This is a genomic window from Pseudomonas sp. PDM20 (assembly GCF_014852575.3).
Lineage (GTDB): Bacteria > Pseudomonadota > Gammaproteobacteria > Pseudomonadales > Pseudomonadaceae > Pseudomonas.
The window spans coordinates 342,603-366,859 of the sequence record NZ_CM181224.1 but is presented as its reverse complement, the minus strand read 5'-3'; the positions used below and the strand labels follow the sequence as shown (position 1 = coordinate 366,859).

Genomic DNA, 24,257 nt, shown 5'->3' with positions numbered 1-24,257 from the left:
TACCCGTTCCGGGTTATCCGCCCTACGGCTCTGGGATTCGCTTCGACCTGCCCCGTCGCGTAGGAGCGAGGGGGACGCCTTCGTTATTGCTCGCGAACCCGCCCAGCGCCTGCGCCGCCGGGAACTCCATTCGCGAGCAAGCTCGCTCCTGGGGAAAGCCCAATGAAAAAGCCGCCCGAAGGCGGCTTTTTCAGTTCAGCGCACGTTCACTTCGGCGCACTGATCACTCGCGGTAGTCATCCACCGGCACGCAGGCACAGAACAGGTTGCGGTCGCCGTAGACGTTGTCCACGCGGTTCACCGCCGGCCAGTACTTGAAGGCGCGGGTGTGCTCGGTCGGGGTCACCGCTTCGGCGATCTGGTAGGGGCGGTCCCACAGCCCGGTGACGTCCGCCAGGGTGTGCGGCGCGCGCTTGAGCGGGTTGTCCTCGGCCGGCCATTCGCCGGTCTCGACCTTGGCGATTTCCGCACGGATCGACAGCATCGCCTCGATGAAGCGGTCCAGCTCGTGCTTGGACTCGCTCTCGGTGGGCTCCACCATCAGCGTGCCGGGCACCGGGAAGGACATGGTCGGCGCGTGGAAGCCGTAGTCCATCAGACGCTTGGCCACGTCTTCCTCGCTGATCCCGGTCTGCGCCTTGAGCGGGCGCAGGTCGAGGATGCACTCGTGGGCGACGCGCTCGTTGCGGCCACGGTAGAGCACCGGGAAGGCGCCATCGAGCTGCTGGGCCAGGTAGTTGGCATTGAGGATCGCCACTTCGGTGGCGTCGGCCAGCTGCGGGCCCATCATGGCGATGTACATCCAGCTGATCGGCAGGATGCTCGCGCTGCCCCAGGGCGCGGCGCTGACAGCGCCGTTCAGCGGGTTCGGACCTTCGATGCGGATCACCGGGTGGTTGGCGACGAAGGGCGCGAGGTGCTTCTTCACGCCGATCGGGCCCATGCCCGGGCCGCCACCGCCGTGGGGAATGCAGAAGGTCTTGTGCAGGTTCATGTGCGACACGTCGGCGCCGATGTCCGCCGGGCGCGCCAGGCCGACCTGGGCGTTGAGGTTGGCGCCGTCCATGTAGACCTGGCCGCCGTGGCTGTGGATGACCTCGCAGATTTCGCGGATGCCTTCCTCGTACACGCCGTGGGTCGACGGGTAGGTGATCATCAGGCAGGACAGCTGCTCGCCGGCTTCGGCCGCCTTGCGCTTGAGGTCCTCCAGGTCGACATTGCCGCCCTTGTCGCACTCGACGATGACCACGCGCATGCTCGCCATGATCGCCGAGGCCGGGTTGGTGCCGTGGGCCGAGGACGGGATCAGGCAGATGTTGCGGTGCGCATCGTCACGGCTCTCGTGGTACTTGCGGATCGCCAGCAGGCCGGCGTACTCGCCCTGGGCGCCGGAGTTGGGCTGCATGCAGATGGCGTCGAAGCCGGTGATCGCGCACAGCCAGCTTTCCAGCTCCTCGATCATCAGGCGGTAGCCCTCTGCCTGCTCGCGCGGCACGAAGGGGTGAAGGCTGGCGAACTCCGGCCAGGTGATCGGGATCATCTCGCTGGTGGCGTTGAGCTTCATGGTGCAGGAGCCCAGCGGGATCATCGACTGGTTCAGCGCCAGATCCTTGCCCTCGAGCTGGCGCAAGTAGCGCAGCATCTCGGTTTCGCTGTGATGGCGGTTGAACACCGGATGGTTCAGGTAGTCGCTGCTGCGCTGCAGGGCGGCGGGGATGCCGTCGGCAACCTTGCCGGCGTCGAGCTGGGCGACGTCCAGGCCGTGGCCGGCACCGAGGACAATGTCGAACAGGCTGGCGAGGGTGTCGGCGCTGCTGGTTTCGTCCAGGCTCACGCCCAGGCGGTCTTCGCCGACGATGCGCAGGTTCACGCGGGCGGCGCGGGCGCGCTCGACGATGGCCTGCTGCTGGGCGCCGACGTCCAGGGTCAGGGTGTCGAAGAAGTGCTGGTTGACGACCTTCACGCCCTTGGCGGTCAGGCCGGCAGCCAGCACGGAGGTCAGCCGGTGCACGCGCTGGGCGATGCGCTTGAGGCCCTGCGGGCCGTGGTAGACGGCGTACAGGCTGGCGATGTTGGCCAGCAGCACCTGCGAGGTGCAGACGTTGGAGTTGGCCTTCTCGCGACGGATGTGCTGCTCGCGGGTCTGCAGTGCCATACGCAGCGCGGTGTTACCACGGGCGTCCTTGGACACACCGATGATGCGGCCCGGCATGGCGCGCTTGTAATCGTCGCGGCAGGCGAAGAACGCCGCGTGCGGGCCGCCGTAGCCCATGGGCACGCCAAAGCGCTGGGCGCTGCCCAGGACCACGTCGGCGCCCAGCTCGCCCGGCGGGGTGAGCAGCAGCAGCGCGAGCAGGTCGCTGGCGACGCAGGCGATGGCCTGTTGCGCGTGCAGCGCGTCGATCACCGCGCGCAGGTCACGGATTTCGCCACGGGTGTCCGGATACTGCAGCAGCGCGCCGAACACAGTGTGCTGGCCGAGGTTGTCCACCTCGTCGACCACCACGTCGAAGCCGAAGGCTTCGGCACGGGTCTGCACCACGGAGATGGTCTGCGGGTGGCAATGCACGTCTACGAAGAACAGGTTGCTCTTGGCCTTGGCCACGCGCTTGGCCAGGGCCATCGCTTCGGCGGCGGCGGTGGCCTCGTCGAGCAGCGAGGCGCTGGCGAGGTCCAGGCCGGTGAGGTCGATGGTCATCTGCTGGAAGTTCAGCAGGGATTCGAGACGACCCTGGGCGATCTCCGGCTGGTACGGGGTGTAGGCGGTGTACCAGCCCGGGTTCTCCAGCACGTTGCGCAGGATCACCGTCGGGGTCAGGGTGCCGTAGTAGCCGGTGCCGATCAGGCTGGTCCACAGCTCGTTCTTGCCCGCATAGCCCTTCAGCTTGGCCAGCGCGCCCTGTTCGTCGAGGGCGGTCGGCAGGTCCAGCGGCCGGTTCAGGCGAATCGCCGGCGGCACCGTCTGCACGATCAGGTCGTCGCGGTTGCCGAGCCCGAGGGTATCGAGCATGGCTTGCTGCTCGGCGGCGTCGGGGCCCAGGTGGCGGGCGAGGAAGGCATCAGGCTGGTGCAGCTGGGAAAGCGAAGGGGTGTTCGACATGGCCACGGTCTCGAAAGGTCGGTCCGTAAAAAAGAACAGGCCCCGACGAGTCGAGGCCTGTGTTTACAGCAGTGTCTTACGCGTCGGCGTCGCTGGCAGCGCGGTAGCCGGCGGCGTCGAGGAGCTTGTCCAGCTCGGCCGGGTTGCTCGGCTTGAGCTTGAAGAACCAGGAACCGTACGGGTCGTTGTTCACTTCTTCGGGGGTGTCGGCCAGCACGTCGTTGACGGCGATGACTTCGCCGCCCACCGGGGCGTAGATGTCCGAAGCGGCTTTCACCGACTCGACGACACCGGCTTCCTGGCCGGCGGCGAGGGTCTTGCCCACTTCCGGCAGTTCGACGAAGACCACGTCGCCCAGGGCTTCCTGAGCATGGTCGGAGATGCCCACGGTCACGGTACCGTCGGCTTCCAGGCGCGCCCACTCGTGGCTGGCGGCGTAACGCAGGTCGGCGGGGATATTGCTCATCTTGTTGTTCCTCGAGGACTGGGCGACGGGCGGCGATGCCGCCCTCTTCTAAGTTAGATCATGCAATTTAGATCAGGGCTTTGCCATGACGCACGAAATTCGGCTGAACGACGCGAACCGGGTACCACTTGCCACGGATTTCCACTTCGGCGCGGTCGCCGGTGGCCGCCGGCACGCGGGCCAGGGCGATGGACTTGCCGAGCGTGGGGGAGAAACTTCCGCTGGTGATCTCGCCGTCGCCGACGCCGGCAACGCGAACCACCTGGTGGGCGCGCAGCACGCCGCGCTCCTCCAGCACCAGGCCGACCAGCTTGGGCGCATCACCGGCAGCCTTCTGCGCTTCCAGGGCTTTGCGGCCGATGAAGTCGCGGTCTTCGGGTTCCCAGGCAATGGTCCAGCCCATGTTGGCGGCCAGCGGGGTGACGTCTTCGTCCATGTCCTGGCCGTAGAGGTTCATCCCGGCTTCCAGGCGCAGGGTATCGCGTGCGCCCAGGCCCGCCGGGGAGATACCGGCGCCGACCAGGTCGTTGAGGAAGCCTTGCGCCTCAACGGCCGGCAGCATGATTTCCAGGCCGTCTTCGCCGGTATAGCCGGTGCGGGCGATGAACCAGTCACCGTCGGCCTTGCCCTGGAAGGGCTTGAGTTCGCGGATCAGCGCGGCGCGCGAGGGGGTGACCAGTTCGGCGGTCTTGTCGCGGGCGTTGGGGCCCTGCACGGCGAGCATCGCGAGGTCCGCGCGCTCGGTCAGGGTGACGTCGAAGCCTTCGGTGTGGGCCTGCATCCAGGCCATGTCCTTGTCGCGGGTGGAGGCGTTGACCACCACGCGATAGCCGTACACGCCGAGGTAGACGATCAGGTCGTCGACCACCCCGCCGCGTTCGTTGAGCATGCCGCTGTACAGCGCCTTGCCCGGAACCTGCAGTCGTTCGACGTCGTTGGCCAGGAGTCGCTGCAGGTATTCCTTGGCCTGCGGACCGGTGACGTCGACCACGGTCATGTGGGAAACGTCGAACACGCCGCAATCGCGACGTACCTGGTGGTGCTCTTCGACTTGCGAACCGTAGTGCAACGGCATGTCCCAACCGCCGAAATCGACGATCTTGGCGCCGAGGGCGACGTGCAAATCATAGAGCGGCGTGCGCTGTCCCATGGGTGTTCTCCTTCCGGGCGAGGCGGGTGCGGAGCGCGAGTACGGCCCGCACGAAACGCGCGCATTGTAGTCGCATGGCAGGACTCTGGACAGCTTGTCCGACGGCCGATTCTCAGGGCCGCGAAGAACCGCTCTGGCGCGCGGAGCGACGGATCAGGCCGATCACCGGGAACAGGCCCACCAGCACCAGCGTCAGCGCAGGCAGCGCGGCGCGCGCCCACTCGCCCTCGCTGGTCATCTCGAAGACGCGCACGGCCAGGGTGTCCCAGCCGAACGGGCGCATGAGCAAGGTCGCCGGCATCTCCTTGAGCACGTCGACGAACACCAGCAGCGCAGCGCTCAGCGCACCCGGCAGCAGCAGCGGCAGATAGACGCGCAGGAACAGGCCGGCGCCGCCGACACCCAGGCTGCGGGACGCTTCCGGTAGCGACGGGCGAATCCTGGCGAGCGCGCCTTCCAGCGGGTTGTAGGCCACCGCCATGAAACGGATCAGGTAGGCCACCAGCAACGCCCCGAGACTGCCCAGCAGCAGCGGCTTGCCGGCGCCGCCCAGGGCGCCGGAGAGCGGGATCACCGCGTGATTGTCCAGCCAGCTGAAGGCCAGCATGATCGCCACCGCCAGCACCGAGCCGGGCAGCGCATAGCCGAGGTTGGAAATACCCACCGCCGAGCGCACCGCCGGCGTCGGCGACAGGCGCCGGGCGAAAGCCAGCAGCAGCGCCACGGCCACCGTCAGCACCGCCGCGAAGCCGCCCAGGTAGAGGCTGTGCAGGATCAGGCCCCAGTAGCGCTCATCGAGGTCGAAGCGGCCCTTCTGCCAGACCCAGACCACCAGCTGCAGCACCGGGATGACGAAGGCGCAGGCGAACACCAGCAGGCACCAGGCGCTGGCGGCGAAGGCCTTCCAGCCGTGCAGCCGGTACAGCGCCGCGCCGCGCGGACGCTCGTTGGGCACGCCGCTGCGGCCACGGCTGTAGCGCTCGCCGAGCAGCACCAGCATGACGAACAGCAACAGCAGGCTGGCCAGCTGGGTGGCGCTGGAGAGACTGTAGAAGCCGTACCAGGTCTTGTAGACAGCAGTGGTGAAGGTATCGAAGTTGAACACCGACACAGTGCCGAAATCCGCCAGGGTCTCCATGATCGCCAGCGCCAGCCCGGCGCCGATGGCCGGCCGGGCCATCGGCAGGGCGACGCGCCAGAAGGCCGCCAGCGGCGACAACCCGAGCACCCGCGCCGCTTCCATGAGCCCGCGTCCCTGGGCAAGGAAGGCGGTTCGCGCGAGCAGGTAGACATACGGATAGAAGACCAGCACCAGCACCGTGATCACGCCGCCGGTGGAGCGTACGCGCGGCAGCCGCAGGCCGCTGCCGAACCACTCGCGCAGCAGCGTCTGCACGGGGCCGGAGAAGTCCAGCAGACCGACGAAGACAAACGCCAGCACATAGGCAGGCACCGCGAAGGGCAACATCAGCGCCCAGTCCAGCCAGCGCCGGCCGGGGAATTCGCAGAGGCTGGTGAGCCAGGCCAGGCTGACGCCCAGCACGCTCACGCCAACGCCCACGCCGGCCACCAGCACCAGGGTATTGCCCAGCAGGCGCGTCATCTGGGTTTCCCACAGGTGCGACCAGATTTCGCGGTCGATCTGGGCCCAGCTCAGCAGCAGGACGCTGATGGGCAGCAGGACCAGGGCGGCGACGGCGAAAGTGATGGGGTACCAGCGGTTGGCGCGCATGCGTTGGGTGTTTCCAGAACATCAGGGGGTCGTGGGAAGTGCCGCCGGGCTGCCGTCGGAAATTTCCCTCATTGAAATCGAATTCGCCCGATCCTCACCTGGCAGGGATAAAGCGCAAGGTACAGCGGTCGAATCGGCCACTCTGCCACCGCCGTCCCCAAGGAAAAAGTCCCATGTCGTCACTCTGCCGCCTGTCCGGCCTGCTGCTGTTGCCGCTCTGCAGCCTGGCCCTGGCCGACGAACCCACCCCTGTCGAATCCTGCCTGGCCATGGCCATCGGCAAGGTCGCCGCGGACCCGCAGCTGCAGGAGCGCTGGCAGCAGACCTGGATCGAGCCGGGCTCGATCCGCGAGGAAGCTTATGAAGGCTCGGTCGACGGTCAGACGGCGAGCAAGCGGCTGGTCGCGCAACTGCGTCGGGGCGAGCAGTCCGACGGCGAATTCATCTGCCTGCTGAGCGGTGAGGGCAAGGCACTCTCCGTCAGCCATTCGGACGATGCCGGCGCCCGTTGAGGCGCCGGATTCCGGTCAGTTCCAGCCGGCGCGATCCATCAGCTTGATCGCTTCGGCCTGACGCTTGCCGGCGATTTCCACCGGGATGCTGTCGGCCTTGAACTCACCCCAGGCCGCCACTTCCTGCGACGGCGCCACTTTCGGGTTGGCCGGGAATTCCTGGTTGATGCCGGCGAACAGCGACTGGGCGTCCGGCCCGGTCATCCACTCCACCAGCTTCTTCGCGGCTTCCGGGTGCGGCGCATGCTTGGTCAGGCCGATGCCCGACAGGTTGACGTGCACGCCACGGTCGCCCTGGTTCGGCCAGAACAGCTTCACCGGCAGCTGCGGATTGTCCTTGTGCATACGGCCGTAGTAGTAGGTGTTGACGATGCCGACGTCGCACTGGCCGGCGGCGATGGCCTGCAGCAGCGCGTTGTCGTCGGAGAACACGTCGGTCGCCAGGTTGTTCACCCAGCCCTTGAGGATTTCCTCGGTCTTTTCGGCGCCATGGGTCTCGATCAGGGTCGCGGTCAACGACTGGTTGTAGACCTTCTTCGCGGTGCGCAGGCACAGGCGGCCTTCCCACTTCGCATCGGCCAGCTCTTCGTAGGTCGACAGTTCCTCGGGCTTCACCCGCTGGGTCGAATAGGCGATGGTCCGTGCGCGCAGCGACAGGCCGGTCCAGCTGTCGGTGCCGGAGCGATACTGCGGCGGGATGTTGGCATCCAGGGTCGGCGAATCGAAAGGCTGCAGGATGCCCATCTTCTCGGCCTGCCAGAGGTTCCCGGCATCCACGGTGAGCAGCAGGTCGGCCGGGGTATTGGCGCCTTCGGCCTTGATCCGCGCCATCAGCGGCGCTTCCTTGTCAGTGATGAACTTGATCTTCACCCCGGTCTTCTCGGTGTAGGCGTCGAACACCGGCTTGATCAGCTCGTCGATGCGCGAGGAGTAGACCACCACTTCGTCGGCGGCCTGGGCGGTGCTACCGAGGGCGGCCAGCAGGAGGGTGGCGAGAAGACCTTTGCGCGCGAGCATGGGCGTGTCCTTTACGGGAAAGATATCCCTCAAATGATAAGGAACCTCATTTGCTAACGAGCCGCGCGTTTGTGTCGGGGTGTTTCGATGGGGTGCGGTCTGGGGTCGCGGGCGCCCTGATCACACCCGCGCCAGATTCGGCAAGTCCCCCGACAGCCCCAGCGCCTGGCGCACGAACACGCCCTTGGCCTCATGGTGCTTGTCCACCAGGCGCAGCCCGGCGTTGCGCAGCCAGCGCACCGCCAGCGGGTCGGCCTGGAACAGGCGCTGGAAGCCTTCCATCGCCGCCATCATCGCCAGGTTGTGCGGCATACGGCGACGTTCGTAGCGGCTCAGCACACGTTCCTCGGCAATGTTCTCGCCACGGGCGTGGGCATGCTCGATCACCTCGGCGAGCACCGCGGCATCCAGGAAGCCCAGGTTCACGCCCTGCCCGGCCAGCGGGTGGATGGTGTGCGCGGCGTCGCCGATCAGCACCAGCCCCGGCTCCACGTAGCGCTTGGCGTGGCGCTGGCGCAGCGGGATGCACAGGCGGCGGTCGGCATGCTCGATGGCGCCCAGGCGCTGCTCGAAGGCGAGGCCCAGAGCCTTGCAGAAGCCTTCGTCGTCCAGCGCCATGAGCTTTTCCGCCTGCTCCGGGGTGGTCGACCAGACGATCGAGCACCAGTGTGCGTCGCCCTCTTTCGCCAGCGGCAGAAAGGCCAGCGGGCCGTCGTCGGTGAAACGCTGCCAGGCGGTGGCCTGGTGCGGCTTCTCGCAGCGCACGCTGGTGACGATGGCGTGGTGCAGGTAATCCCACTCGCGGGTGGCGCAGCCGGCCAGGCGGCGTACCGCGGAGTTGGCGCCGTCGGCGGCGACTACCAGGGGTGTACGGATTTCGCGGCCGTCGGAAAGGCTCAGCAGCCAGTCGTCGCCGGAGTGGCGCAGCTGCTCCAGGCGCGCATTGGGCAGCAGGCCGAGGGCGGATTCATGCAGACGCTCCAGCAGGGCGTCCTGTACCACGCGGTTTTCGACGATGTGGCCGAGCATCTCGGCATGCACGCTGGCGGCGCTGAAGTGGATCTGCCCGGTCCCCGAGCCGTCCCACACCTGCATCTCGCAGTAGGGCTCGGCGCGCCGTGCGGCGATGCCGTCCCAGGCGTGCAGGCGCTGGAGGATGCGCCGGCTGGCCTCGGACAGCGCACTGACGCGCGGTTCGAAGGGCGCTTCGCGGTCGAACGGCTTGACGCTCAGCGGCGAGCCGTCGAGCAGCAGGATATCCAGCCCGCTGCCTTCCAGGGCCAGGGCCAGCGCGCTGCCGACCATTCCCGCCCCGACGATAACCAGATCCGCGTGCATGTGCGTTCCTTCTTCAGCGGCCCGCGCAGCACCTGCGCGGGCATCGAAATTCAAGCGGCCTGCCGCGCGCGCGGCTTGAGCCGGACGTACAGGGTCTTCTGCACCCGCGCCACCAGGGTGCCTTCGCCGTCACGCACTTCGGCGTGCAGGCGCGGCAGGTATTTCTCGCCCGTGGCGGTCTGCTCGCGGATGTCGTCGAGCAGGTGCTGGTCGATACGGAAATCGGCATACACCGGCCCTTTGCCGGGGCTGACGAATTCGATGTTGGCAGCCTTGTCCCAGACGATGTAGTCGCGCCCCAGGTTCTCCATCAGCATCAGCATGAAGAACGGGTCGGTCATGCTGTACAGGCTGCCGCCGAACTGCGTGCCGACGTAATTGCGGTTGAACAGGTTCAGGCCCATCTTCACGCGGATCTCGCGGAAATCCGCGCTGATGTGGCGCACTCGCACTCCGGCGCCGAGGTAAGGCGGGTAGAGGTTCAGGCCAATGCGCAGCAGGCGGGCGCGGTGCGGACTCTTGCGTGCTTGCATCGACTCAGACCGGTCGGGCGCCCAGGCCCATGGCCTGGCGGGCGAACCAGCGCTTGGCCGGTGGCAGCAGGTCGAGGCCGAGCAGGCCGATGTTGCGGCCGGTGGCCAGCAACGGCTGGGCATTGGAGAACAGGCGGGTGACGCGGTCGGAGAAACCGACAGTCATCTGCTGGTCCAGGCGCTGGCCATCCAGGTAGCGCTGCAGCACGGCGAAATAGCCCGGCGCGGCCTCTTCCTGCAACAGGCAATCGCCCAGGGCCTTGGCATCGCGCAGCGACAGGTTGAAGCCCTGCCCGGCAATCGGGTGCAGGCTGTGGGCGGCATTGCCCAGCACGACGAGGTGCGGGCGAATCTGCTCGTCGGCCTCGGTCAGGCTCAGCGGGTAGCCATAGCGCACGCCAACCTGGCGCAAGGTGCCCAGGCGATAGCCAAAGGCGTCCTGCAGTTCGGCCAGGAAGGCCGCGTCGGACAGCTCGCGCAGGCGCTCGGCGTCACGGCCGTTACGGGTCCAGACCAGCGCGCAGCGGTTTTCCGGTAGCGGCAGCAGGGCCAGCGGGCCGTTTTCGGTGAAGCGTTCGAAGGCCTGCCCGCGATGGGCCTCGGACGGGCTGATGTTGGCGATCAGCGCGGTCTGCCCGTAGGACGAGGAGCGCACGTTGATGCCCAGCTGCTCGCGCAGCCCGGAGCGGCCGCCGTCGGCCAGCACGGCGAGGTCGCAGTCGAGCTGCGAGTCGTCGTCCAGGGTCAGGCGGTAGCCGTCGCCCAGTGCATCCATCCGGCGCACTTCGGCCGGGCAGCGCCAGCTCACCACTTCCGGATCGAGCGCATGCCACAGGCACTGGCCGAGCCAGGCGTTCTCCACCACGTAGCCGAGAGCGGGAACGCCCTCTTCCACCGCCGTCAGGCGCGCGGCGCCGAAGCGGCCGCGGTCGGAGACGTGGATCTGGGTGATGGGTTCGGCGCGCTGCGATATCTGTTGCCAGAGCCCCAGGCGCTCGTAGATCTGCCGGCTGCCGAAGGACAGCGCCGAGGAACGCGCGTCATAGCTGGGCTGGTAGGCATCGCCGGGGGCGAAGGGCTCGATCAGCACGATCTGCCAGCCACGCGCGCGGGCGCCGGCCTGGAGGATCAGTGCAAGGCTTGCGCCGACGAGTCCGCCACCGATGATGGCCAGTTGCGTACGTTGCATGTCAGGCGGCCTGGGCCTTGGCCTCGGCCATCAGCGCTTCGATCTCGGCGACGGTTTTCGGCACGCCATTGGTCAGCACTTCGCAGCCGGTCTTGGTCACGACCACATCGTCCTCGATGCGCACGCCGATGCCGCGCCACTTCTTCGGCACGTCGGTGTTGTCCGGGGAGATGTAGATGCCCGGCTCGACGGTCATCGCCATGCCCGGTTCGAGCACGCGCCATTCGCCGCCGACGCGGTACTCGCCGACATCGTGCACGTCCATGCCCAGCCAGTGGCCGGCACGGTGCATGTAGAAGGCCTTGTAGGCTTCGCGCTCGATCAGCTCGTCGACGTCGCCCTTGAGCAGGCCCAGCTCCACCAGGCCAGCGGTGATGACCCGCACGGTGGCCTCGTGGGCTTCGTTCCAGTGGCGGCCCGGAGCGATGTAGTCGAAGGCCGCCATGTTGGCATCCAGCACCAGCTGGTAGATGGCCTTCTGCTCGGGGCTGAAGGTGCCGCTGGCGGGGAAGGTGCGGGTGATGTCGCTGGCGTAGCAGTCGATCTCGCAGCCGGCGTCAATCAGGATCAGGTCGCCGTCCTTGATCTGCGCGTCGTTCTCCCGGTAGTGCAGGATGCAGGCGTTGCGGCCGGTGGCGACGATGGAGCCGTAGGCCGGCATCTTCGCGCCGCCCAGGCGGAAGGCGTATTCCAGCTCGGCTTCCAGGTGGAACTCGTAGAGGCCCGGACGGCAGGCCTGCATGGCGCGGATGTGCGCACCGGCGGAGACTTCCGCGGCATAGCGCATCACCTTCACCTCGCCGGCGCTCTTGTACAGGCGCTGGTCGTGCAGCAGGTGGTCGAGGGCGACGAACTCGTTCGGCGGCTGCGCACCCTGGCGCGCCTTGGAGCGGATCACGTTGATCCAGTCCATCAGCCGGCGGTCGAATTCCTGGTTGGCGCCCAGCGCGTAGTACACGCGGTCGCGGCCCTCGATCAGGCCGGGAAGGATGTCGTCGATATCGCCGATGGGGAAGGCGTCGTCGGCGCCGAAGGTGCCGATGGCACCGTCCTGGCCGGCGCGCAGGCCGTCCCAGAGTTCACGCTCCGGATCGCGCTCGCGGCAGAACAGCACGTACTCGCCATGCTCGCGGCCGGGGATCAGCGCCATCACCGCTTCCGGCTCGGGGAAGCCGGTGAGGTACTGGAAATCGCTGTCCTGGCGGTAGACGTGCTCGACGTCGCGGTTGCGGATGTACATCGGCGCCGCCGGGAGAATGGCGATGCTGTTGGGTTCCATCTGCGCCATCAGCGCCTTGCGACGACGGGCGTATTCCGACTTGGCGATACGGATCATGCGCGACCTCAATGCAGGGAGAGTTTCTCGGCCGGTGCCGGCACCTTGCCGAATTCGGAGAACAGCAGCAGCGGGGCGACGCGCAGGTACTCCTGCACTTCCATGTAGTCGGCCTCGCCGTCTTCGGATTCTTCCAGCTGGCCGCCGACCTGGGCGATGGCGGCGATGTCCTGCAGCACTTCGTCGGCTTCGTCGGACAGGCTGGGGGAACGCAGCGCCAGGCCGAAGCCGGCGAGGAAGCCCTGGCACCACTGGCCCAGGGCCACGGCGCGCTCGGCCAGCGGCGCATCGTCATTGGGCAGCATCAGCACCACGGCCATCTCGCCCTGGCTGAAATCCTGCTGGACCATGCCCAGTAGGCCGCCCAAGGCCGCGCCCAGGCGCTCGCCCGGCTCGCCGCCGAGCAGTTCACCGGCGGCCTGCAGCCATTCGCCCTGGTCGAAACCAGACCCGGCGCAGACGCGGCCGAGCAGGTGGCCGTGCAGTTCGGCGGGGGAAATGGGCAGGGCGGCCTCGGCGAGCAGGGCGGCGAAGGCGGTATAGGCGGAGCTGGAAGTGGACATGATCGAACCCGGGTGACGGCTAGGCGCCATCAGGCGCCGCGCATAGAATATGGTCCGTTATCCTAGCACCGGCGCACACCGCAAGACCATGTGACGACGCGCCGGGCAGCCGTGCGTTGACCCACCCCCACGGCAGTCCTATATAGTTCTCGATTACTTAAGCAACTCCCAAGCGAGAGCCCATGGAAGACGCCGACCTGCACGCGCTGATCGCCAAGTTCGACCTGCTGCTCCAGCGCCTGGAACAGCTAAAGGCCGAGAACCGGCTGCTGCGGGCGAACGAGAAAAGCTGGCGGGAAGAACGCGCCCATCTGATCGAGAAGAACGATTTGGCTCGGCAGAAGGTCGAAGCGATGATTTTGCGTCTTAAAGCCCTGGAGCAGGACTCATGAGCCAGTCGAATACCCTGAACGTCCAAATCCTCGACAAGGAGTACTGCATCGCGTGCCCTGCGGACGAGCGCGTCAACCTGGAAAGCGCCGCGCGCTATCTGGACAGCAAGATGCGCGAGATCCGTTCCAGCGGCAAAGTGATAGGTGCCGACCGTGTCGCGGTGATGGCGGCCCTGAACATCACCCACGACCTGCTGCACAAGCAGGAGCGCGTCGAGCACGACAGCGGCTCCACCCGTGAGCGCGTGCGCGAACTGCTCGAGCGCGTGGATCGCGCCCTGACCACAGACACCCCTACCACCGATAAAGACCAGGGTGAAGTCTGACCAGGGAAATTTCCTTGGGGTATAATCGCCTCGCTCCCTGGTGTGTTTGCCAGTCGGTGATGTCCCTGAGCCGATAATTGCAACAACGGGGGTTGCCAGTTGGGCTGGTGTGCATGTCCGCACGACGGAAAGCCTTAAAGCCTACTGCAACCACCACCTTGAACTCTCGGGTTCAAGGGCTAACCCGACAGCGGCATGTCCGGGGAGCTTTACCCTTCCATGATTCACTCCGATGGTCTTTCCCGCCCTGCCCTGCGCCGCCAGCTGCGCCAGGCCAGACGCGCGCTCACTCCCCTTCAGCAACGTCTCGCCGCCCAGGCCCTGTATCGCCAGCTCGCGCAGCATCCGCTGTTCCGCCGGGCGAAGCACATTGCTCTGTACCTGCCGGCTGACGGCGAAATCGATCCGCGCCCGTTGATGAAGGCTGCGCAGAAGCGCGGCAAGGCGACCTACCTGCCGGTGCTCTCCGACTGGCCGCGCACGCACATGACCTTCCAGCAGGTAGGCATCGGCGAGCGCTGGGTACGCAACCGCTTCAACATCGCCGAACCGCAGGCCGACCGCGGGCGCCAGCGCCCCGCCTGGGCGCTGGACCTGCTGCTGCTACCGCTGGTCGGTTTTGACCCGCAGGGCGGCCGCCTGGGGATGGGCAAGGGGTTCTACGACCGGACCCTGGCCTACCTGGGCATGCGCAAAAATTGGCAGAAACCGACGCTATTGGGCCTGGCGCACGAGTGCCAGAAGGTCGACAAGCTGGAACTGGCGAGCTGGGATGTGCCGCTGATGGGCATAGTGACGGACGGCGGCTGGTATGGCCGTCTCGCGACGGCATCGCGTTCCTTGCGATAACCGTGGCGGCAGCAATCCCCTGGATCAGGGCTGCTGGGTGACCTGCACCGGGGCGTTGCCCTGGCGTTGTTCCCACAGGCTCTGGGTGTAACCGGTAGTGACGACACCCAGACCGAAAAGTATTACCAACACCCACAAAAGATCAGGCTTGCGTTTCATCGATTGCCTCCCCCTTCCAGGCAAACTGTCAACGATGGCCGGCGGTGGTTTTTTTATCCGTCCGGCAGGCCAAGCTAAAAACGGCGGCATTCTCCGACAATGAAAAGCTTCTCGCAATTCTGACGCCAACCGATCGTCGGAGGAGCAGTCGCCCCCAAAACTTCCGGCACTTTCAGGCAATGTTCATGCCGGTATTCCTACATCTTCTTCCTACAATTTGTTTCCGGCGAGCCGGCAGCTTGTCGCAGGGAAACGCCTGCCCGCCTACCCTTAGCCAAATCAGAAAAGATCATTACCCGCCACGCACAAGGAGACCCTCGCGGATGGCACGCGCTTACTGGCTGATGAAATCCGAGCCCGACGAACTCTCGATCCACGACCTGCAGCGTCTGAAAACCGCGCGCTGGGACGGCGTGCGCAATTACCAGGCACGCAACTTCATGCGCAGCATGCAGCCGGGCGACCTGTTCTTCTTCTACCACTCCAGTTGCCCCGAGCCGGGCATCGCAGGCATCGCGCAGATCGACGGCGAGCCCTACCCCGACCCGACCGCGCTCGACCCGAAAAGCCATTACCACGACCCCAAGGCCAGCGACGAGAAGAACCCCTGGACGGCCCGCGACGTGAGCTTCGTCGAGGCCTTTCGCTCGGTGCTGCCGCTGGGCACGCTCAAGGCTCAGGCCGGGCTGGAAGAGATGCCCCTGGTGCAAAAGGGCAGCCGCCTGTCGGTGATGCCGGTCACTGCCGAACAGTGGGCGATCGTCGTCGGCCTGGCGCACAAGTAGAGGCACTGTGCTATTAGGTTACTGAAGCCCCCGGAATTCGCCGCATGCACCGCCTTCAGTCCTCACTAGCTTCCTACCTCGGGCTTGGCGGTCTGCTCTGCGTGCTCCTGCTTGCCAGTGCCTGGCTGGGTGAGGAACTGGCGAGCAGCGAGCGGCAGCGCGTACAGGAGCGCCTGACCTACCAGGGGCGCAGCCTCGCGCACCAGCTGGAAGCCAACCTCCACGAGCAGGTCCAGGGCCTGGACCTGCTCGCCCAGCTGTGGACCCACCATGGCCGCATGCCCCGTGCGGAATGGGAGCTGGACGCGCGCTTCTACGTGCGCAGCTTCCCCGGCTACCAGTCGATCCAGTGGGCCGACCCGGAGCTGCGCATCCGCTGGCTGGAACCCCTGCAGGGCAACGAGGCGGCGCTGAACTTCCGGCTTTCCCCGCAGCACCCCAACTACGCGACGGCGATGTCCGCCCGCGACAGCGGCAAGCCACGCCTGAGCGACAGCGTGGAGCTGGTCCAGGGCGGGCGCGGCTTCGTGCTCTACACCCCGGTTTACCTGCGCGATGCCAACAACCAGCTGCAGTTCGACGGCTTCATGCAGGGCGTCTTCCGCGTCGGCCCGCTGATGGACAACCTGCTCAGGCAGGCGGACAACCACCTGTTCAGCGTGCGCCTGCTGGAGCACGGCCGGCCACTCTACGTGCGCGACCAGCCCGCCGGCGATGCCGAACAGACCCTGCAGGTGCCGCTACGACTGCTCAACAACCGCAGCTTCGAGCTGGAGCTCAGCCCCACTCCGGCCCTCGTGCAATCACTGTCCACGCCGTTGCCGATGGTGGTGTTCGGCAGCGGCGTGGCTATCAGCCTGCTGCTGGTGGCGGCGCTGTTCCTCGCCCGCGAGAACGCCCGCCGAGCCACCGCGCTGAGCGCCAGCAACCAGTTGCTCAGCCAGGAAGCAGAGCAACGCCAGTCGGTGGAAGCACATCTGCGCGACAGCCGCGAACGGCTACAACTGGCGCTGGACCTCACCGACTCCAGCCGTGACGCGCTGTTCATCTTCGACCTGCAACAGCGCGAGCTGCTGCACATGAACCGCGCCACTTACAACGGCCTGGGCTACAGCGCCGAGGAGTTCCGCCACCTGCTGCGCGATGACCCGGAGCGGCTGATCCCCGGATTCCACGCCTGGCTCCAGCTGGTGCAGCAGGCGCATCGGTTGAACCTGTCGATGATCTTCCAGCGCGAGATGCAGCGCCGCGACGGCAGCCTGCAGCCGGCGGAGATCAACACCCAGCTGATCCACCAGGGCGACCGCGACTACCTGATCGCCGTGGCCCGCGACAACAGCGAGCGCCTGCAACTGGAAGCGCAGCTGCACAAGCTCTCGCAACAGGACGGCCTCACCGGCCTGTTCAACCGCCGCTATTTCGACCGCCAGCTGCAGAGCGAATGGCGCCGCCTGCGCCGCGCCGACGCGCCGCTGGCGGTACTGATGCTCGACGTCGACCATTTCAAGCGCTTCAACGACTGCCTCGGCCACCTGGCCGGCGACGACGCACTGCGGCGCCTCGCCAGTTGCCTGCAGGAATGCCTGCAACGCGAAGGCGATGTGGCTTGCCGGTATGGTGGCGAAGAGTTCGTCATCATCCTCACCGACACCGGGCTGGAAGGCGCCAGTCATGTCGCCGCGCGCGTCCACCAGCGCGTGGCCCAGATGGGCATCGCGCACCCGTCCGCTGAGCTGGGACGACTGACCGTGAGTATCGGCCTGGCCATCGCCACGCCGGGGCAGGACGCCGAGCCGGATCAGCTGATCGCCCAGGCTGACCAGGCGCTCTACGCGGCCAAGCACAAGGGCCGCAACCAGACGTGCGTGTGGCCGGTGGATATGGCCGAGCGCACGCTTTCCTGACAGTCCGTGCGAGGGACTCCCTCACCCCAGCCCTCTCCCAGGGGGAGAGGGAGCCGTCCGTGCCGGCTGAGGCCATGGTTTCATCCTGCGCCGACCAGTCCCCTCTCCCTCTGGGAGAGGGTTAGGGTGAGGGGAATGCATGGCACAGCGGCGTCCCGTTCAGCGTCAGGCCATCTGCCCGATGGTCCGACGGAAGCGCCAGAGCGCGCCGAAGAAGAAAGCCGCACCGATCCCGACGATGGCCAGCAATTGCGGCCAGACGATCGACAGGTCCGCGCCGCGATAGAGGATCGCCTGGGCCAGGCTGACGAAGTGCGTGGTCGGCGCTGCCAGCATGATGTTCTGCACCAGCTCCGGCATGCTCTCGCGCGGCGTGGTGCCGCCGGAAAGAATCTGCAGCGGCATCAGGGTGAGGATCACCAGCAACCCAAGTTGCGGCATCGAGCGGGCCACGGTGCCGATGAAGATGCCCATGGAGGTGGTGGCGAACAGGTGCAGCGCCGCACCCAGCAGGAACAGCCCCACCGAACCGCTGATCGGCACGTCCAGCCAGCCGCGCACCACCAGTTGCAGCGAGATCGCCGCCGCCACCAGCACCACGGTGCCCATGGACCAGACCTTGGCCATCATGATCTCGAACGCGGTCAGCGGCATCACCAGCAGGTGTTCCACCGTGCCGTGCTCGCGCTCGCGGATCAGCGCGGCGCCGGTGAGGATGATCGACAGCATGGTGATCTGGTTGATCACCTCCATCACCGCGCCGAACCAGGCCTGGGTCAGGTTCGGGTTGAATTCCATACGCACCGCCAGCTCCGCCGGCATAGCCGCCTCGGCGCGGTAACGGCTGACGAACTCGCTGACCTCGGTGCCGACGATGTTCTGGATGTAGCCGGCGCCGGAGAAGGCCTGGCCGGTCTGCGTCGCATCGACGTTGACCTGGATCGCCGGCTGCCGCCCGGCCAGCACGTCGCGCTGGAAGTCCGGCGGGATATCCAGGGTGAAGGTGTACAGGCCGACGTCCATGCCGCGGTCCATCTGCGCGTGGCCGATCATTTCCGGCACCCGGAAATACGGCGGCTGGAAGGCGTTGGCGATGCGCGAGGAGAGCTGCGACTGGTCCTCGTCGACGATGGCGATCGGCGCGTGGTGCAGGGTTTCCGGCACGCCGGTGGCCGAGCTGTAGACGCCCAGGGTGAAGGCCCAGGCAATCAGGATCAGCATTGCGTAGTCGCGACCCAGGCTGCGGAATTCCTTGATGCCGAGGTTGAAGATGTTCGCCAGCTTGTTCATCTCAGACCTCCTGCTTCTTCAGGCAGGCCACGCTGAGCAGCGTCAGCACCACCACCATCGCCAGCAACGGCAGGTAGTAGACCCACAGGTCGGCAAAACCCAGCGCCTTGGAGAAGGCGCCTCGGCTGACGATCAGGAAGTGCGAGGTCGGGTAGAGCTGGCCGATCACCGCTGCCGCACCCTCGAGCGACGACACCGGATGGATCAGCCCGGAGAACTGGATCGCCGGGATCATGGTGGCGATCGCGGTACCGAACACCGCAGCGATCTGGCTCTTCATGAAGGTCGAGAGCAACAGGCCGAGGCCGGTGCTGGTCACCACGTAGAGGAACGCACCCACCAGCAGGGCCAGGAAACTGCCCTTGAGCGGCACCTGGAACAGCAGCACGGCCATGGCCAGCATCAGCACGAAGTTGATCATGCCCATGCCGATGTAGGGCAGCTGCTTGCCGAGCAGGAACTCCAGGCGCGTGACCGGGGTGACGTAGAGGTTGGTGATCGAGCCCAGCTCCTTCTCGCGCACCACGCCCAGGGCGGTAAGCATCGCCGGAATCATGATCAGCAGCAGCGGGATCACCGCCGGCACCATGGCCTTGAGGCTCTCCACGTCCGGGTTGTAGCGGAAGCGCACCTCGGTGCTCGCCGCCGCGCTGGCGGCGCTGCTGCCACTCTGCCGCGCGAGGTCGGCCAGGTAGCTGGCGTGCAGCCCCTGCACATAGCCGAGCACGGTGTTGGCGCGGGTCGGCATGGCGCCGTCGATCCACACGCCTATGGCCGGGTCGGCGCCGCGCTTCAAGTCACGGCCGAAATTCGGTGGGATCTCCACGGCCAGGCTGATGTCACCGCTGCGCAGGCGCCGCTCCAGCTCCTCGGGGTTCTGGATCGGCGCCTTCTCGATGAAGTAGCGCGAGCCGGAAATGTTCAGCGCATAGGCCTGGCTGGTGGTGGTCTGGTCGCGGTCGAGCACCGCGTAGGTGAGGTCCTCGACGTCCATGTTGATGCCGTAGCCGATGATGAACATCAGCAGCGCGGTGCCCACCAGCGCCAGGGTCAGGCGGATCGGGTCGCGGCGCAGTTCCATGGCCTCGCGGCGTGCATAGCTGAACAGGCGCAACCAGCTGAAGCGGTCGCTGCCCTTGTAGCGGGCGGACTCGGCGGGCTGCTCGGGAGCCGGCGTGGCGTCGGCCACCGGGGCGCTGCCGGCGGCCTCTTCCAGGTAGGCGATGAAGGTGGCTTCCAGGGTCGGCAGGCCACGCTTGTCGATCAAGCCCTGCGGTGTATCGCTGTCGAGCACCTTGCCGGCATGCATCAGCGAGATGCGGTCGCAGCGCTCGGCCTCGTTCATGAAGTGGGTGGAGATGAAGATGGTCACGCCGTCGTTGCGCGACAGCTCCACCATCAGCTCCCAGAAACCGTCGCGGGCCACCGGGTCGACGCCCGAGGTGGGCTCGTCGAGGATCAGGATTTCCGGTTTGTGGATCACCGCCACGGCCAGCGACAAGCGCTGGCGGATGCCCAGCGGCAGGCTGTCGGGCAGCTCGCCCTTGACCTTGCCCAGGTCGAAGCGCTGGAGCATCTCCTCGACGCGCGGGCCGATCTGCTCATGCGGGATGTGAAACAGCTTGGCGTGCAGTTCGAGGTTCTGCAGCACCGTCAGCTCGGCGTACAGCGAGAAGGCCTGGGACATGTAGCCGACGCGCCGACGGGTCTCCATGTCATTGGCGTTCACCGGCTGGCCGAACAGCGCGCAGGTACCCTCGCTGGCGGGCAGCAGGCCGGTGAGCATCTTCATGGTGGTGGACTTGCCGCAGCCGTTGGAGCCGAGGAAGCCGAAGATTTCCCCGCGCTCGATGCGGAAGCTGACGCGGTCCACCGCGACGAAATCGCCGAAGCGGCAGGTCAGCCCCTCGGCCTCGATGGCGATCTGCGGCGCGCCGTCAGGCTGCGGCCGCGGTGGAATCACCAGCTTGTGGTGGCCGGCGCGCTTGCTCTCGGGCAACAACGCGATGAAGGCTTCTTCGAGATTCTGCGTACCGGTGTGCGCGCGCAATTCGGCGGGCGTGCCAGTGGCGAGCACCTTGCCGTCGTCCATCGCCACCAGGTGGTCGAAGCGCTCGGCCTCCTCCATGTAGGCGGTAGCCACCAGTACGCTCATGCCTTCGCGGCCAGTGCGGATGCGCGCGATCAGCTCCCAGAACTGGTTACGCGACAGCGGGTCGACGCCGGTGGTGGGCTCGTCGAGGATCAGCAGGTCAGGGTCGTGGATCAACGCGCAGCACAGCCCGAGCTTCTGCTTCATGCCGCCGGAAAGCTTGCCCGCCGGGCGCTCGGCGAAGGGCGCCAGCCCTGTGCTGTGCAGCAGGTCGGCGATGCGCCGCTCGCGCTCGGCCTTGTCGTGGCCGAACAGGCGGCCGAAGAAATCGACGTTCTCGAACACCGAGAGCGTCGGATAGAGGTTCTTGCCCAGGCCCTGCGGCATGTAGGCGATGCGCGGGCACACGGCGCGGCGGTGGCGCGCATCGCGCATGTCGCCGCCGAGCACCTGGATTTCGCCGTCCTGCATCTTCCGCGCACCGGCCAGCAGCGCCAGCAGGCTGGACTTGCCGACGCCGTCCGGGCCGATCAGGCCGACCATGCGGTTGGCCGGGATTTCCAGGGTGACGTCGTCCACTGCGCGGGTCTCGCCGTAGCGCAGCGAGACGCCAGCCAGACGGGCCACGCAGTCGGCGGCGTTCATTGCGGGACCTTGATCTGCAGCTCAGCCGGCCACTGCACCTGCGGGTCGAGACGCAGGTAGGCCATGCCCGGCACGCCGGTCTTCACGTAGGTGATGTACTTCTCCAGCAGGCCCGGATCGAGGCGCGCCTTGACCCGGAACATCAGCTTCTCGCGCTCGTTGGCGGTCTCCACGGTCTTGGGCGTGAACTGCGCGACGCTGGCCACGTAGGACACCTTGGCCGGGATCACGTACTCGGGCACGGCGTCGATCACCAGGTGCACTTCCTGGCCCAGCGCGACCTTGCCGGCCTGGCCAGAGGGCAGGAAGAAGGTCATGTAGACGTCGGCCAGGTCGACCATGTTGAGCAGCTTGCCGCCGGCCGCCAGCACTTCGCCCGGCTGCGCCACGCGGTACTGCACACGGCCGTTGCGCGGGGCCTTGAGCAGGCTGTCGTCGATATCTGCCTGCAGGCGCTCGACGCTCGCGGTGGCAGCCTCGATGGCCGACTGCGCCTCGATCACCTGGGAGCGCGCGGCGGAGATGCCGGCCTGCGCCGAGACCACCTGCGAGCGAGCCGCGGCCAGCGCCGCCTGGGCGCTTTGCAGGGTGGCGCGGTCGTCGTCCAGTTGCTGTTGCGGCAGGGCGTTGCGCTTGACCAGCTGTTCGGTGCGGGTGAAGCGCTTCTGCGCGGCGGTGAGCTCCGCCTGGCGTTGCGCGACTATGGCTTCGGCGGTGGATTTCTCGCTGGTGCGCTGGGCCACCAGGGATTGTGCGGTGAGCTGGGCGTTCTGCGCCCGCCGCACTTCCGCCTGGGCCTGGGCGAGCTGGGCCTGGAGCACCTGGGTGTCCATCTTCGCCACCACGTCGCCGGCCTTCACGAAGTCGCCTTCGTCCACCAGGATTTCCGCCACGCGGCCGGGCAGCTTGGTGGCCACGTCGACTTCGGTGGCCTCGATGCGCCCATTGCCACTGGCGAAACCTTCGGGCAGCCCCGTCGGCTTGAACGTCTGCCAGGCCAGCGCGGCGAGCACGGCCACCACGAGCACCGCGAGACCACGGGTGCGCCAGCTTTTTGCCTTTCCTGTCATCCGATTTCCCCTTTGTCCAGGCGCTCGAATTCGAGCGGATCATGAGGGGATGTTCGGCGACCAGCGGTAAACGGGGTTTGATTCAGGTCAGGCGTGCGCCGGAAATTTCCTACGCGCCTTGTGAGGCGGGGCTTTCAGCCCAGCATTGCGGCGAGCAGCCGCAGCCGGGTGTCGCTTGGCCTGCATGAGGCGCACTCATGCAGGCGCAGCCCGGAGGGGATCAGGGCTGGACGATCAGGTTGTTGAACAGCAGGTCGTCCACCAGCGGCTTGCCCTCCTCCTGCTGGAGGGCGGTCTGCACCTGCTTGAGGGCTTCCTGGCGCAGTTTCTCCTTGCCGTCGACGCTGCCGAGGGAGTCGTCGGTCTGCTGGGCGAACAGCATAACCAACTGGTTGCGGATCAGCGGCTCGTGGTGTTCGACCTTCTCGGAGGCCTCCTTGCCGGTGACCTTCAGCGCGATGTCGGCCTTGAAGTACTTCAGGCGCGGACCGCTGCCATAGTTGCCCACCAGCGCCGGGGTAAGGTCGATGAACACGGGCTTGTTGGCGTCTTCCGGCTTGGCTTCCTCGGATTCGGAAGCCATGACGAAGGTACTGAAGGAAAAGGCCAGCAACAGGGCGAGGAAAGCTCTCAAGGCGGTGTCTCCGGATTCGATGGGCAAAGGATAGCCACACTCGCGCCGCCGCCCAAGCTATATCGGGGCATAAGCCCAGGCCATGGTGATTTGCCCCCTGTGCCCGCGCTCCTACACTGGCCCTCTACTCACAAAGAAGAACCTCCAACGGAGTACGTCCTCATGAAAGCCGTGCTGTGCAAAGCCTTCGGCCCCGCCGAAACCCTGGTGCTGGAAGACATCGCCAGCCCCGAGCCGAAGAAGAACGAAGTCCTGCTGCAGGTCCATGCCGCCGGGGTGAACTTCCCCGACACCCTGATCATCGAGGGCAAGTACCAGTTCAAGCCGCCCTTCCCGTTCTCCCCGGGTGGCGAGGCGGCCGGCGTGGTCGGCGCGGTCGGTGAGAAAGTCAGCCATGTGAAACCCGGCGACCGCGTGATGGCGCTGACCGGCTGGGGCAGCTTCGCCGAGGAAGTGGCGGTGCCCGGCTACAGCGTGATGCCGATCCCCGACGGCATGGACTTCGCCAGCGCCGCCGCCTTCGGCATGACCTACGGCACCTCCATGCACGCGCTCAAACAGCGCGCCAACCTGCAGCCGGGCGAGACCCTGCTGGTGCTCGGCGCCTCCGGCGGCGTGGGCCTGGCCGCCGTTGAGATCGGCAAGGCCATGGGCGCCAAGGTCATCGCCGCCGCCAGCAGCGAAGCCAAGCTCGAAGTGGCCAAGGCCGCCGGCGCCGACGTGCTGATCAACTACAGCGAAGGCAGCCTGAAGGACAAGCTCAAGGAACTCACCGGCGGCCAGGGCGTGGACGTGATCTACGACCCGGTGGGCGGCGACCTGTTCGAGGAAGCCTTCCGCTCCATCGCCTGGAACGGCCGCATGCTGGTGGTCGGCTTCGCCAGCGGCACCATCCCGTCGCTGCCAGCCAACCTCACCCTGCTCAAGGGCGCCTCGCTGGTTGGCGTGTTCTGGGGCTCCTTCGCCCAGCGCCAGCCGCAGGACAACGCAGCGAACTTCCAGCAGCTGTTCGCCTGGTTCGCCGAAGGCAAGATCAAGCCGCTGGTGTCCCAGACCTACCCGCTGGAACAGGCGGCCGACGCGATCAACCACCTGGGCCAGCGCAAGGCGGTCGGCAAGGTGGTGGTGACTGTTCGCTGAGCGCTCCTGCTGGATAACTCTGCGTTCGGATCGGC

At 66.8% G+C, this 24,257-nt stretch carries 22 protein-coding genes and 1 other RNA gene; 8 read left to right on the top strand and 15 right to left on the bottom strand.

The features are described from left to right. Nucleotides 1-223: 223 nt before the first annotated feature. The 4 genes from gcvP to IB261_RS01745 all read right to left on the bottom strand — a co-directional run bounded on the left by gcvP (nucleotide 224) and on the right by IB261_RS01745 (nucleotide 6,448). The gene (gene gcvP / locus IB261_RS01760; RefSeq protein ID WP_192383365.1) at nucleotides 224-3,100 is read right to left on the bottom strand and encodes an aminomethyl-transferring glycine dehydrogenase; all 2,877 of its coding nucleotides are present in this window, start codon (nucleotides 3,098-3,100) and stop codon (nucleotides 224-226) included. Nucleotides 3,101-3,176: 76 nt separating this feature from the next. Beyond that, nucleotides 3,177-3,566 carry a glycine cleavage system protein GcvH gene (gene gcvH / locus IB261_RS01755; protein WP_045213109.1) on the bottom strand — a complete coding sequence of 130 codons (390 nt, stop codon included), beginning with the start codon at nucleotides 3,564-3,566 and terminating at the stop codon, nucleotides 3,177-3,179. A 67-nt stretch (nucleotides 3,567-3,633) separates the two neighbouring features. Further along, on the bottom strand, nucleotides 3,634-4,716 hold the full coding sequence (gene gcvT, locus IB261_RS01750; protein ID WP_192225509.1) for a glycine cleavage system aminomethyltransferase GcvT: 1,083 nt from the start codon (nucleotides 4,714-4,716) through the stop codon (nucleotides 3,634-3,636). A gap of 112 nt (nucleotides 4,717-4,828) precedes the next feature. Next, the gene (locus tag IB261_RS01745) at nucleotides 4,829-6,448 is read right to left on the bottom strand and encodes an ABC transporter permease (protein ID WP_192383366.1); all 1,620 of its coding nucleotides are present in this window, start codon (nucleotides 6,446-6,448) and stop codon (nucleotides 4,829-4,831) included. Nucleotides 6,449-6,621: 173 nt separating this feature from the next. Between IB261_RS01745 and IB261_RS01740 the strand changes: the two genes are divergently transcribed. Beyond that, on the top strand, nucleotides 6,622-6,960 hold the full coding sequence (locus IB261_RS01740) for a hypothetical protein (RefSeq protein WP_081519536.1): 339 nt from the start codon (nucleotides 6,622-6,624) through the stop codon (nucleotides 6,958-6,960). Nucleotides 6,961-6,975: 15 nt separating this feature from the next. On the opposite strand, the gene IB261_RS01735 is transcribed toward IB261_RS01740, so the two are convergent. The 6 genes from IB261_RS01735 to IB261_RS01710 all read right to left on the bottom strand — a co-directional run bounded on the left by IB261_RS01735 (nucleotide 6,976) and on the right by IB261_RS01710 (nucleotide 12,936). Beyond that, nucleotides 6,976-7,977, bottom strand: coding sequence for a Fe(3+) ABC transporter substrate-binding protein (locus IB261_RS01735; RefSeq protein ID WP_081519535.1), 1,002 nt, complete (start codon nucleotides 7,975-7,977; stop codon nucleotides 6,976-6,978). Between the two features lie 120 nt (nucleotides 7,978-8,097). Continuing rightward, on the bottom strand, nucleotides 8,098-9,315 hold the full coding sequence (locus IB261_RS01730; protein ID WP_192383367.1) for a 2-octaprenyl-3-methyl-6-methoxy-1,4-benzoquinol hydroxylase: 1,218 nt from the start codon (nucleotides 9,313-9,315) through the stop codon (nucleotides 8,098-8,100). A 50-nt stretch (nucleotides 9,316-9,365) separates the two neighbouring features. Then, entirely contained in the window at nucleotides 9,366-9,848 is a 483-nt protein-coding gene (locus IB261_RS01725; protein ID WP_081519533.1) for a DUF4442 domain-containing protein, read from the bottom strand. 4 nt (nucleotides 9,849-9,852) lie between these two features. Then, on the bottom strand, nucleotides 9,853-11,037 hold the full coding sequence (gene ubiH, locus IB261_RS01720; RefSeq protein WP_192383368.1) for a 2-octaprenyl-6-methoxyphenyl hydroxylase: 1,185 nt from the start codon (nucleotides 11,035-11,037) through the stop codon (nucleotides 9,853-9,855). 1 nt (nucleotide 11,038) lies between these two features. Beyond that, nucleotides 11,039-12,373 carry a Xaa-Pro aminopeptidase gene (pepP, locus tag IB261_RS01715; protein ID WP_081519531.1) on the bottom strand — a complete coding sequence of 445 codons (1,335 nt, stop codon included), beginning with the start codon at nucleotides 12,371-12,373 and terminating at the stop codon, nucleotides 11,039-11,041. 8 nt (nucleotides 12,374-12,381) lie between these two features. Then, complete coding sequence (locus IB261_RS01710; protein ID WP_192383369.1) at nucleotides 12,382-12,936, bottom strand: UPF0149 family protein; 555 nt, start codon at nucleotides 12,934-12,936, stop codon at nucleotides 12,382-12,384. Between the two features lie 182 nt (nucleotides 12,937-13,118). Here IB261_RS01710 and IB261_RS01705 point away from each other — a divergent pair, with 182 nt between their 5' ends. From IB261_RS01705 to IB261_RS01690, 4 genes are all read left to right on the top strand, one after another. Further along, nucleotides 13,119-13,328 carry a TIGR02449 family protein gene (locus IB261_RS01705; RefSeq protein WP_017521390.1) on the top strand — a complete coding sequence of 70 codons (210 nt, stop codon included), beginning with the start codon at nucleotides 13,119-13,121 and terminating at the stop codon, nucleotides 13,326-13,328. Then, nucleotides 13,325-13,654, top strand: coding sequence for a cell division protein ZapA (locus IB261_RS01700; protein WP_045213134.1), 330 nt, complete (start codon nucleotides 13,325-13,327; stop codon nucleotides 13,652-13,654). The genes IB261_RS01705 and IB261_RS01700 overlap by 4 nt, the downstream gene beginning before the upstream one ends. 31 nt (nucleotides 13,655-13,685) lie before the next feature. After that, a non-coding RNA gene (gene ssrS, locus IB261_RS01695) (6S RNA) lies at nucleotides 13,686-13,864 on the top strand. Between the two features lie 9 nt (nucleotides 13,865-13,873). Beyond that, complete coding sequence (locus tag IB261_RS01690) at nucleotides 13,874-14,503, top strand: 5-formyltetrahydrofolate cyclo-ligase (RefSeq protein WP_081519528.1); 630 nt, start codon at nucleotides 13,874-13,876, stop codon at nucleotides 14,501-14,503. Between the two features lie 24 nt (nucleotides 14,504-14,527). Here IB261_RS01690 and IB261_RS01685 read toward each other — a convergent pair whose 3' ends face one another. Then, nucleotides 14,528-14,662: a hypothetical protein gene (locus IB261_RS01685; RefSeq protein ID WP_128082560.1), complete on the bottom strand. Its 135-nt coding sequence runs from the start codon at nucleotides 14,660-14,662 to the stop codon at nucleotides 14,528-14,530. Nucleotides 14,663-14,985: 323 nt separating this feature from the next. Between IB261_RS01685 and IB261_RS01680 the strand changes: the two genes are divergently transcribed. Both IB261_RS01680 and IB261_RS01675 read left to right on the top strand, forming a co-directional pair. Next, a complete protein-coding gene (locus IB261_RS01680; RefSeq protein WP_081519527.1) occupies nucleotides 14,986-15,447 on the top strand; it encodes an EVE domain-containing protein in 462 nt (153 codons plus the stop codon). Between the two features lie 44 nt (nucleotides 15,448-15,491). Then, nucleotides 15,492-17,351 carry a sensor domain-containing diguanylate cyclase gene (locus IB261_RS01675; protein WP_081519526.1) on the top strand — a complete coding sequence of 620 codons (1,860 nt, stop codon included), beginning with the start codon at nucleotides 15,492-15,494 and terminating at the stop codon, nucleotides 17,349-17,351. 165 nt (nucleotides 17,352-17,516) lie between these two features. Here IB261_RS01675 and IB261_RS01670 read toward each other — a convergent pair whose 3' ends face one another. The 4 genes from IB261_RS01670 to IB261_RS01655 form a co-directional block, all read right to left on the bottom strand. Then, nucleotides 17,517-18,641, bottom strand: a complete 1,125-nt coding sequence (locus tag IB261_RS01670) for an ABC transporter permease (protein ID WP_192383370.1) — start codon at nucleotides 18,639-18,641, stop codon at nucleotides 17,517-17,519. Between the two features lies 1 nt (nucleotide 18,642). Next, nucleotides 18,643-21,378: a ribosome-associated ATPase/putative transporter RbbA gene (gene rbbA / locus IB261_RS01665; protein ID WP_192383371.1), complete on the bottom strand. Its 2,736-nt coding sequence runs from the start codon at nucleotides 21,376-21,378 to the stop codon at nucleotides 18,643-18,645. Further along, nucleotides 21,375-22,448 (bottom strand): HlyD family secretion protein, encoded by a 1,074-nt coding sequence (locus IB261_RS01660; RefSeq protein ID WP_081519523.1) that lies wholly within the window; start codon nucleotides 22,446-22,448, stop codon nucleotides 21,375-21,377. The genes rbbA and IB261_RS01660 overlap by 4 nt, the downstream gene beginning before the upstream one ends. A gap of 220 nt (nucleotides 22,449-22,668) precedes the next feature. Next, nucleotides 22,669-23,082, bottom strand: a complete 414-nt coding sequence (locus IB261_RS01655; protein WP_081519522.1) for a flagellar basal body-associated protein FliL — start codon at nucleotides 23,080-23,082, stop codon at nucleotides 22,669-22,671. A gap of 162 nt (nucleotides 23,083-23,244) precedes the next feature. Here IB261_RS01655 and IB261_RS01650 point away from each other — a divergent pair, with 162 nt between their 5' ends. Further along, nucleotides 23,245-24,222, top strand: coding sequence for an NADPH:quinone oxidoreductase family protein (locus tag IB261_RS01650; RefSeq protein WP_081519521.1), 978 nt, complete (start codon nucleotides 23,245-23,247; stop codon nucleotides 24,220-24,222). The last annotated feature ends 35 nt before the right edge of the window (nucleotides 24,223-24,257 follow it).

What these genes read in the sequence shown, in the direction of transcription:
- rbbA (WP_192383371.1), bottom strand. Translation starts at nt 21,378, where the DNA reads ATGAACGCCGCCGACTGCGTGGCCCGTCTGGCTGGCGTCTCGCTGCGC.
- IB261_RS01660 (WP_081519523.1), bottom strand. Translation starts at nt 22,448, where the DNA reads ATGACAGGAAAGGCAAAAAGCTGGCGCACCCGTGGTCTCGCGGTGCTC.
- IB261_RS01705 (WP_017521390.1), top strand. Translation starts at nt 13,119, where the DNA reads ATGGAAGACGCCGACCTGCACGCGCTGATCGCCAAGTTCGACCTGCTG.
- IB261_RS01710 (WP_192383369.1), bottom strand. Translation starts at nt 12,936, where the DNA reads ATGTCCACTTCCAGCTCCGCCTATACCGCCTTCGCCGCCCTGCTCGCC.
- IB261_RS01730 (WP_192383367.1), bottom strand. Translation starts at nt 9,315, where the DNA reads ATGCACGCGGATCTGGTTATCGTCGGGGCGGGAATGGTCGGCAGCGCG.
- IB261_RS01690 (WP_081519528.1), top strand. Translation starts at nt 13,874, where the DNA reads ATGATTCACTCCGATGGTCTTTCCCGCCCTGCCCTGCGCCGCCAGCTG.
- IB261_RS01685 (WP_128082560.1), bottom strand. Translation starts at nt 14,662, where the DNA reads ATGAAACGCAAGCCTGATCTTTTGTGGGTGTTGGTAATACTTTTCGGT.
- IB261_RS01650 (WP_081519521.1), top strand. Translation starts at nt 23,245, where the DNA reads ATGAAAGCCGTGCTGTGCAAAGCCTTCGGCCCCGCCGAAACCCTGGTG.
- gcvT (WP_192225509.1), bottom strand. Translation starts at nt 4,716, where the DNA reads ATGGGACAGCGCACGCCGCTCTATGATTTGCACGTCGCCCTCGGCGCC.
- IB261_RS01735 (WP_081519535.1), bottom strand. Translation starts at nt 7,977, where the DNA reads ATGCTCGCGCGCAAAGGTCTTCTCGCCACCCTCCTGCTGGCCGCCCTC.
- IB261_RS01745 (WP_192383366.1), bottom strand. Translation starts at nt 6,448, where the DNA reads ATGCGCGCCAACCGCTGGTACCCCATCACTTTCGCCGTCGCCGCCCTG.
- gcvH (WP_045213109.1), bottom strand. Translation starts at nt 3,566, where the DNA reads ATGAGCAATATCCCCGCCGACCTGCGTTACGCCGCCAGCCACGAGTGG.
- IB261_RS01700 (WP_045213134.1), top strand. Translation starts at nt 13,325, where the DNA reads ATGAGCCAGTCGAATACCCTGAACGTCCAAATCCTCGACAAGGAGTAC.
- IB261_RS01740 (WP_081519536.1), top strand. Translation starts at nt 6,622, where the DNA reads ATGTCGTCACTCTGCCGCCTGTCCGGCCTGCTGCTGTTGCCGCTCTGC.
- IB261_RS01725 (WP_081519533.1), bottom strand. Translation starts at nt 9,848, where the DNA reads ATGCAAGCACGCAAGAGTCCGCACCGCGCCCGCCTGCTGCGCATTGGC.
- IB261_RS01670 (WP_192383370.1), bottom strand. Translation starts at nt 18,641, where the DNA reads ATGAACAAGCTGGCGAACATCTTCAACCTCGGCATCAAGGAATTCCGC.
- gcvP (WP_192383365.1), bottom strand. Translation starts at nt 3,100, where the DNA reads ATGTCGAACACCCCTTCGCTTTCCCAGCTGCACCAGCCTGATGCCTTC.
- ubiH (WP_192383368.1), bottom strand. Translation starts at nt 11,037, where the DNA reads ATGCAACGTACGCAACTGGCCATCATCGGTGGCGGACTCGTCGGCGCA.
- IB261_RS01675 (WP_081519526.1), top strand. Translation starts at nt 15,492, where the DNA reads ATGCACCGCCTTCAGTCCTCACTAGCTTCCTACCTCGGGCTTGGCGGT.
- pepP (WP_081519531.1), bottom strand. Translation starts at nt 12,373, where the DNA reads ATGATCCGTATCGCCAAGTCGGAATACGCCCGTCGTCGCAAGGCGCTG.
- IB261_RS01680 (WP_081519527.1), top strand. Translation starts at nt 14,986, where the DNA reads ATGGCACGCGCTTACTGGCTGATGAAATCCGAGCCCGACGAACTCTCG.